The sequence below is a fragment of the Mixta mediterraneensis genome (assembly GCF_030283135.1).
Classification (GTDB): domain Bacteria; phylum Pseudomonadota; class Gammaproteobacteria; order Enterobacterales; family Enterobacteriaceae; genus Pantoea; species Pantoea mediterraneensis.
This window is the reverse complement of sequence record NZ_JASUAZ010000084.1, coordinates 1-5870: the sequence shown is the minus strand read 5'-3', so window position 1 is coordinate 5870 and position 5870 is coordinate 1. Positions and strand designations below refer to the sequence as shown.

Genomic DNA, 5870 nt, shown 5'->3' with positions numbered 1-5870 from the left:
CGACTTACGCAGCGTTTCCATCGCCTCGTTAGCCATGCGCTGGATATGGAAGCGGTCAACGACGATGCTGGCTTTCGGGAATAGCTGGCTGGCAACGTCGCGGTATGGCTTCCACATGTCCTGACAGACGATCTGCACGTTCTCGCGGCCTTCCAGTAAGCGTCACATACTGACCGTATTGACTATCTGGTCTGGGTGAGATCAACTTTCCATGTAGTGGCACAGTAAATTTGGCCACCTGAGTAGAGGTGATATGCTCACCTCAAAATCTTACAGGTGAATCAATGAGCAAGGCATTTACTGCTGAATTTAAACTCGAAGCGGCAAAACTGGTCCTGGACCAGAACTACACCCACGGCGAAGCAGCTAAGGCGATGAACGTCAGCCTCTCCGCCATAAACCGCTGGGTAAAATCGTTACGTATGGAGCGCCAGGGGAAAATGCCACCGGGGTTGCTTCTGACACCTGAGCAGACTGAACTCAGGGAAATGAGAAAGCGGATACAACGCCTTGAAATGGAGAATGAAATCCTAAAAAAGGCTACCGCGCGCTTGATGTCGGACTCCCTGAACAGTTCACGATAACAGACAGTCTGAGGGCGCAGTACCCGGTAGCGCCATTGTGTCGGCTGTTCGGTGTTCACCGAAGCAGTTATCGCTACATTCGTAAAAACAGCAGTGGAGCTGATGCTGACCGTGCCGTCAAACGCAGTCTTGTCAGTGAAGTCTGGAACGCCAGCGGTGGCTCTGCTGGCGCCAGAAGTATCGCCATGATGGTCAGCGCTAAGGGTGTCAAACTTGGGCGATGGCTGGCCGGTCGACTGATGAAGGAACTCAGTATCACCAGTTGTCAGGTACCAACGCATAAATACAAACGCGGTAGCAGTGAACATGTTGAAATCCCGAACCTTCTTGCCCGGCAGTTCACCGTCACAGAACCTGACCAGGTCTGGTGTGGCGACGTGACCTACATCTGGACGGGAAAACGGTGGGCTTATCTGGCGGTGGTGCTGGATCTGTTCGCCCGCAAACCGGTGGGCTGGGCCATATCGTATTCACCGGACACAGAGCTCACTATAAAAGCGCTTCAGATGGCGTGGGAGCTGCGTGGACGGCCATCAGGTGTGATGTTCCACAGCGATCAGGGTAGTCACTATACCGGTCGTAAGTATCGACAGATGCTGTGGCGTTACCGGATAACGCAGAGCATGAGTCGGCGTGGAAACTGCTGGGATAACAGTCCGATGGAGAGGTTCTTCCGTAGTCTGAAGAGTGAGTGGGTGCCGGCGACGGGCTACGAAAGTATTGGGGAAGCGAGGATGGCCATAATCAGGTATATAACGGGGTATTACAGCGCACTCCGGCCCCACTGGTATAACGGCGGCTTAACGCCAAATGAATCAGAGCGGCTGTTCCACGAACAGTCAGGTCGTGTGGCCAAAATTAGTTGACCACTACACTGGTTCCCTGCGCGCTATTTATCTTTTTCATTGCTTTCATTCCCGAATCTCCTCGCTGGAATGTCCTGAAAGGCAGAGATAAAGAAGCGCTGGATACCTTGAGTAAGATCTCCAATTCCACCCATGCGGCAAGCGTTTTTCAGGAGATCAAAAATTCGTTTTCCAGAGAAGCGGCTAAGAAGCACAAAGTGCATTTTCGGCTGAATAAAACCACAGTGCCGTTGTTGATCGTGGGTATAGGTCTGGCGGTAGGTAATCAAATCAGTGGTATTAATGTCATTCAGTATTTCGGTCCCACGCTGCTGAAAAACGTCGCGGGCAGTACGGATTCTGCGCTGCTGCAAACTTTCTGGTTATCGGTTTGTCAGTTTACCGGGGTACTGATCGGCATGGCAGTGACGGATAAACTTGGACGCCGCAATCTGCTGCTAATGGGCGCGATTACTTCCGCTATCTTTCTGGCCTACACCTTTGTTGCGTTTTATTATCGTTTTTCGGGGCTGCTGGCGGTGGTGGGCTTATTCGCTTACATGGTGTTCTTCGGTATGACCTGGGGACAGATTGTCTGGACAGTGTTGGGGGAACTTTTTCCCACTGAAGTTCGCTCGATCTGCGTAGGCATCTCGATTTGTGCCATGTCGATGGCAAACTTTGTCATCAGTACGACTTTCCCTGTGCTTAACAGCAACGCTTATTTAGTTGACGTGTTCCATGGCGGCTTCCCGCTGCTGCTGTTCGCTATCTTTTCGCTGGGAATGTATTTCTTCACCTTCCGCTATTTACCGGAAACCGGAGGCGTATCACTGGAGAAGGTGCATGCGCGTGTGCTGGAGAAATTCAATATTGAAACCGGGGAAGAGGTGCTGGTCAGTGAACCGACCAACCCATCGCGTTGATAGGCTAAAAGGGCAGCGAAAGCTGCCCTTATTCTAGCTGATGCGCTGTTCGAATTGCTCAATGACCGCCAACGCCAGACCATTTGCCGGATTAAGCCGGACGGACAGAAAATGCAGCTGGGTATGCTGATAAGTAAAGGTCAGCGTGTCGGACTCAGTCACGCTGCGTACTGCCTCGCAAAATCCTGCATGTGCACTCCACGGGCAATCAATGACGATGCTGGCCGGATTGAGCAATAACATAATTTGGCTGAGCACCTTGCCGAGAAAATTTCCTGCCTGCACCATCACTTCATTTACAATACGTGGCGCACTGTCGCGGTTCTGCCAGCTTAATCCCGGCTGGCGTTGAGCCAGTTGTTGTTTGATTGCCGGCTGGCTAACCAGCGCCTCAAGGCAGCCTTGTCTGCCACAACTACAGCGTGGCCCGTTTGGTTGCACGGTTAAATGCCCCGCTTCTCCCGCCGTCCAGCTGTTGCCGATAAGAACCTCGCCATGCCTGACTAAGGCACCTTCAATGCTCTCGGAAATACGCAGATAAAAGTGGCTGCTTTCAGCTACCAGTCTCAATTGCTGTACGGAAAGTAACGCTGCTGCGTTGATATTATTCATCACCCGGATCGGTAAACGCACATGTTTGCGTAGCGAGGTGAGCAGATCAACCTCCTGCCAGCCAAGACGGCAGGAGAGATGCATCCAGCCGCGTTGCGGATCGATAATGCCTGGAAATCCCAGCCCGATACCTAATAAATCGGGATATTTATTGTTGATCTCGCGGCAAACCATAGCCAGCTCGGCCAGTAGTGGCGTGGGATGATGGGTATCGGTGTGCAGCGTTTCTTCCGCAATCACCTGCGAGAAATAATCACAAACGCGCCAGTGAATTCTGTTCCGCTCCACCACGACGCCAGCGCTTTTTAACTTTTCCGGACGCAGGGTGATCTCAATTTTAGGTCGGCCTGCCGTCGCTGCGCTAACCGGACCCAGTTCTTCAATAAAATCGTGTTCCAGCAGGTCATCAATAATCAGCGAAACGGTGTTCTTACTCAGCGACAGCCTTTGCGCAATATCCTGACGTGACGTTACCCGCAGCTTGCGGAGTTGCGCCATCACTCGCTTCTGGTTATTTAGCCGCAATAATGCAGGTCCTTTGCCAATGGCTTTCATAACGCTTTACCCCACGAAAAGAGAAGTAATTCAGTGTATCAGCGTCTGTATTTTCGTTTTGCATTCTGTATCACACAACGCTGCAATATCAGGTTGTGTAAGCGTTTTGGAGGGTATTCGCTGTGAAAGGTGATGCAGGCAGCAGGCTGTTGCTTCATATTACGACAGAGGCAAAAACGGCCCGACGATGCGGGCTGAAATTTAGTATTCGTCGCCGCGAACCCGGCTGCGATAGCTTTCCCAGTCAAAGCGCACCCAAAGGCTGTTGCCGAGGCGCATCCGGTCCATCACCCTTTCGCCCAGCAAGGTATTCATGCCCGCATGATCGAGATTTGACAGCATACCGGTTGGGCGTTTGGATGAGGAGCGACGGTCAACAATCTGATTGATGATCACTTTTTCGTAGCGTGATTCGCTCTGCATTCCGATCTCATCGATCACCAACAAATCTACGCTGCTGAGATCCTGGATCAGGCGCTCTTCAGTGATGTTGCTGGAGTCGCTGAAGGTGCCTTTCATGCTCGACATCAGATCGGCGACCGTCACGATTAACACGCTTCGGCCACGCAAAATCAGGTCATTACCGATTGCTGCCGCCAGGTGATTTTTGCCGGTGCCGGGACGTCCTGAAAACACAAAGCTGGCAATGCTGCCATCGAATTCTGCGCAATACTGTCGTGCCTGTTCGAGCGCTTTGCGCTGTCCTTCGTTTTCGACGCGATAGTTATCAAATGAACAGTTGATATGCAGCTCGCGAATGCCGGAGCGGCCCATGATGCGCTGCATCTTCATCGCACGGTTTTCACGGACGATAGACTCGGAACGTAAACGGCCTTGCTCCTGATTCCACGCCAGCAGATCTTCACCTTTGGTGAATTTAGGCTGGGTGCCGGCGGGCATCATTTTTTTCAGGCGGCTAAAGAGATCGGTCGGCGTTTTCATTACTCACCTCGGAAACCATCGGGAATGGTACGATCAGGATTCGGCAGCTGCGTGATGTCACGCTTCGGCTGCCCGCCGCTGGCGGCACGATTCATCTGGATACTCCGCGCCAGCTTCTGCTGCCACTGAACATGATGAAACAGGCGGCCTTCCGCTTGCCAGTAAGCGACAAATGCGGCCAGCTCGGTTGCGGTGATGGGTTCGCTCAACGCTACACCCCAGATTGCGGCCTGGCGTGTGAAATCAGCATCTGGCTGCCAGCCATCGTACATGGCGAATTTGCCAGCCGGTGTATGAATGGCGGCGGGTTCATTGTCGAATAAGCTGTCATCCAGTGCCACATCGTTAGGTTGCTGTGCGGCGGCTTCCAGCGCTAACAGTTGCGCCAGGCGCGCCGGTGTAATGGCATACATGACCGGTGCGTAGTCCTGTAACACTGCCAGCGTACCGTTATCAGCCTGCTGCAAGGCATTGAGCGGGTCCTGACGAAAGGCATCCAGGCCTATAAGCGTTGAAGTTAAGATTTTGACTGACATGAAGAGACCTGACGTTAGCGAACACTTTGCACCGGACAGGGTAAACATCCGGTGCAGACGTGTCTATTGTACCTTTTTTAGCGCTCAGGATCGCTCAAAAGGTCTGAGATGTTTAGTGTGCGCCGATTTGCGTTGGGAAGCAGCAGGTTCGGTTATTGGCTTGCTATGGGTAAATTTAATCAGCCGGGTGTGCCATAAATAACGTATTGACGCCAGCGTACATAAACTGTATCCGAGCAGTTCCGTCCCCTCTTCTGCCATATTTTTCACTACACGATGGTAGTTATTCAGCATCAGATGCTGCCATAGCGTATGGGTACCAAACAGGCGTGAGAACACCAGCACCACCAGAAAACCGCTTGCCATGACCGGCCAGCTACGGTGCTGCAGCAAATTCGCCAGCCCTTGCACGGTCTGTTTAGGTGAGCGCATCGCGACCGCAAAACAACCGGCGGTCATCGCCAGCGCCAACCATACCCAGCTTCCGTGATGAATCATATCAAACAGAAAGTCCAGTTCACGGATCAGCATACACATATAAAAACCGCCCACTAACGTTAAGGCACCGCGCTGATCGGGACGCTGGCGGGCCGCCATAAAGAACAGTATGGCGACAATCGCCAACAAAGCTTCCTGGGTGGCTTCCGTAAAGGACGTTTCATGCAGCGCATCATTCATCCAGGCGACATCGATATAAACCGGAGCCACCATCAGAACAAGAAAAAGTGCCGCAAACAAAAAACCTATGGTCCCCACCATTTTTGCAACACTGATTTTTGATTAATGTTGGCTTGCCTAAATCTATCCGGCGTCACTATGGGCATGGATGCCCGCGCCTCGATGAGTTCCGCACCTGATGGAGCCTTAAAA

The 5870-nt window shown here is 52.3% G+C and carries 6 protein-coding genes and 1 pseudogene; 2 read left to right on the top strand and 5 right to left on the bottom strand.

What is annotated here, in order from left to right; translation table 11 throughout:
* Positions 1-156, bottom strand: a pseudogene (locus tag QRY16_RS21380) (transposase); the annotation flags it as partial.
* A gap of 128 nt (positions 157-284) precedes the next feature.
* On the opposite strand from QRY16_RS21380, the gene QRY16_RS21375 reads away from it, so the two are divergent.
* Positions 285-1450, top strand: a protein-coding gene (locus QRY16_RS21375; RefSeq protein WP_289777991.1) for an IS3 family transposase whose coding sequence is annotated in 2 segments (ribosomal slippage) — positions 285-540 and positions 540-1450 — 1167 coding nt in all. Because the reading frame shifts where the segments join, the coding sequence is not laid out codon by codon here.
* Positions 1447-2355, top strand: coding sequence for an MFS transporter (locus QRY16_RS21370; RefSeq protein WP_289777990.1), 909 nt, complete (start codon positions 1447-1449; stop codon positions 2353-2355). The genes QRY16_RS21375 and QRY16_RS21370 overlap by 4 nt, the downstream gene beginning before the upstream one ends.
* A gap of 33 nt (positions 2356-2388) precedes the next feature.
* Here the strand turns inward: QRY16_RS21370 and QRY16_RS21365 are convergent, their stop codons facing one another.
* The 4 genes from QRY16_RS21365 to QRY16_RS21350 form a co-directional block, all read right to left on the bottom strand.
* Positions 2389-3522 carry an ROK family protein gene (locus tag QRY16_RS21365; RefSeq protein WP_289777989.1) on the bottom strand — a complete coding sequence of 378 codons (1134 nt, stop codon included), beginning with the start codon at positions 3520-3522 and terminating at the stop codon, positions 2389-2391.
* Positions 3523-3723: 201 nt separating this feature from the next.
* A complete protein-coding gene (gene dnaC, locus QRY16_RS21360; protein ID WP_193406703.1) occupies positions 3724-4464 on the bottom strand; it encodes a replicative helicase loader DnaC in 741 nt (246 codons plus the stop codon).
* Positions 4464-5000 (bottom strand): primosomal protein DnaT, encoded by a 537-nt coding sequence (gene dnaT, locus QRY16_RS21355; protein ID WP_193406702.1) that lies wholly within the window; start codon positions 4998-5000, stop codon positions 4464-4466. The genes dnaC and dnaT overlap by 1 nt, the downstream gene beginning before the upstream one ends.
* Positions 5001-5084: 84 nt before the next feature.
* Complete coding sequence (locus tag QRY16_RS21350) at positions 5085-5759, bottom strand: hypothetical protein (protein ID WP_289777988.1); 675 nt, start codon at positions 5757-5759, stop codon at positions 5085-5087.
* Positions 5760-5870 lie beyond the last annotated feature (111 nt).